Raw genomic sequence first — 2,147 nt, forward strand, 5'->3', positions numbered from 1 at the left:
CGCGCCGTGGCTCGGTGAGGCCGGGTCGAAGGCCAGGGCGGGCGCCGGCTCGTCGACGACATCGGCGAACTGGTGCGGCCCGAAGAACGACGTGGTCTCGTTCTTCGTGGTCAGCCGCTGCAGGTAGCGCAGCGCGACCCGTCGGTCGGTCGCGGAACCGCGGCCGTCGCGGTAGCGGTCCATCCCGGTGGCGGCGCTGCGGCTGGAGAACCAGAGCGCCTCCTCGGCGCGCGGCGCGGCGAGCCACTTCCGCAGGTGCGACTCGGCCTCGGCCAGTTCGACGTCCGCCGCCGCCGCGAGGGCCGTGCACGCGTTCCCGCGTTCGACCACGGCGGCGTTCCAGCGCAGCAGCAGCGTCCGGGTGGTCGCGGACTCGATCCGCTCGTCGACGTCCACCGGCGCCCCGCCCCGGAGCCGACGTCCCAGCCGCTTGCGCGTCGCCCTCGGCAGCGGCTCCGCGCCGAGCAGCCCGACCAGCAGGTCTCCCAGGCCGGCCAGCTCACCGTCGAGGCGCAGGACCCGCTCGGCGCACGCGCTCGCCTCACCGGCGCCGGGCAGGGCCGTCTGCTCGATCGGGAACCCGGCGCCGCGCACCAGCGCGGTCGACAGCAGCTCGGGTGCCGGACGCGTCCCCGGGGTCACCACGACGTCACCGCCTGCACGCGCAGTTCCGCCGTGTAGCGCCGGCCCTGCTCGTCGCGCAGCCAGAGGTCGTCGGGCGCCGGCAGCATCTCCTCCAGCTGCACGTCCTCGCCCGGCTCGGTGACGTGGGCGAGCAGTTCCGCCGCGAACGGCGAGCGGGTGTCCAGCAGGTAGGGCTTGCGGCGGCGGTCTGAGCGGATGTAGACGAACCTCGGCAGCTCCAGCTCGCGCGCGATCCCGCGCAGCGCCACGTACCGCGCCGCCATGTCGAGCGGCTTCAGGTCGGGCGCCGTCGTGTGCCACCGGGACCGTTGGTACACCGCGCCGCCGAGGACGACGGCCGGCACCCGCTGCGCGCCGGGCGGCCGGATCTGGGGGTGCAGCGCGGGCGGCGAGGACAACGCCGCCAGGGGCGGGTGCGTCACCAGGTCCGCGAGCGGCAGGTACAGGGTGCGTTCACGGCCGTCGCGGTCGACGAGCCGCAGGACGTCGCCGTCGCGCACCACGTCGAAGTCGCCGACGTGGCGCACCGACGGGTCGCCGACGTCGACCGCGTTGCGCGGGCGCAACGCGAGCTTCTCGCCCGGGAAGCGGTAGAACGCCTTGTTGCGGCGGCTGACCTCGATGCCGAGCAGCCCGACGGCCGCGCCGTGCCGGCCGACCCACGAGGTGGATCGGACCGCGAACCCGGCCGGGTCCGGGTGGGCCACCGCGAGCCAGCTGTTCAGCAGCAGGTGGTGGTGCACGCGGGAGACCACGACGCGGAACGCCCCGGCGGCGATCGCGTCGACGTCGGGAGCGGCCAGGCACAGGTCGGGCAGCGCGTACCGCGGGCCGGGCCGCGCCGGCGCGGCCAGCGGCGCCGGGATCGGCGGCCCGGCCGAGAACCGCGTGCCGTCGGCCGATTCGGCGGCCCGGTCGAGGTAGACCGGCAACGGCAGGCGGGACACGTCGGGCCACCGCCGCAGCACGTGTTCCTGATGACCGCGACGCAGCGTGTCGCCGTACGCCGCCGACTGGTCCAGGGCTTCCTGCACCGAGGCGGTCAGCTTGCGAGCGGCGGCGCCGCCCAGCTCGAGCCGGAACGGCGAGCTGGACTCCTCGTAGACCACGAACCGGTCCGTGTAGAGCCCGCCCTGTCGACGCGCGGGCGTCGCGGTCGCGTCGGTGAACAGTCGCTCGATCCGCTCGAAGACGGCGGCGCGCGCGGGGAAGGCGGCTCGCTCCAGTTCCCGGCGGACTTCCTCCAGCGCGGCGAGCCGGTCCCGCCACGCGGACGCGCCGGGGTGCTCGCCCATGTCGTCGACGATGCGGCGCAGCGCGGCGAAATCGTCGCCGGCGGGGCCGACCACCGGGCCGATCTCGACGGCGTTCGCGGTCAGCGCCAGGCGCAGCAACCGCACCACCTGTCGGGTGTCGACGCCGTGCTCCTCGGCGAGTCGCCCGACCGTCCACGCGCGGTCGGGGTGGACCAGCAGCGGGTCGTCGGGGGCGAGGACGGTGGC

2 protein-coding genes are annotated in these 2,147 nt (G+C 75.7%); both read right to left on the bottom strand.

The features are described 5' to 3' along the window. Nucleotides 1-645 (bottom strand): hypothetical protein (locus ACFV4N_RS43070; protein ID WP_499678474.1); only part of this gene is annotated, 645 nt, incomplete at its 3' end. Next, a partial coding sequence (locus ACFV4N_RS43075; RefSeq protein ID WP_499678475.1) for a hypothetical protein occupies nt 639-2,147 on the bottom strand: 1,509 nt, incomplete at its 5' end. The genes ACFV4N_RS43070 and ACFV4N_RS43075, both read right to left, overlap by 7 nt.

Source organism: Actinosynnema sp. NPDC059797 (genome assembly GCF_042732085.1).
In the GTDB taxonomy this organism is placed as follows: Bacteria; Actinomycetota; Actinomycetes; order Mycobacteriales; family Pseudonocardiaceae; genus Actinosynnema.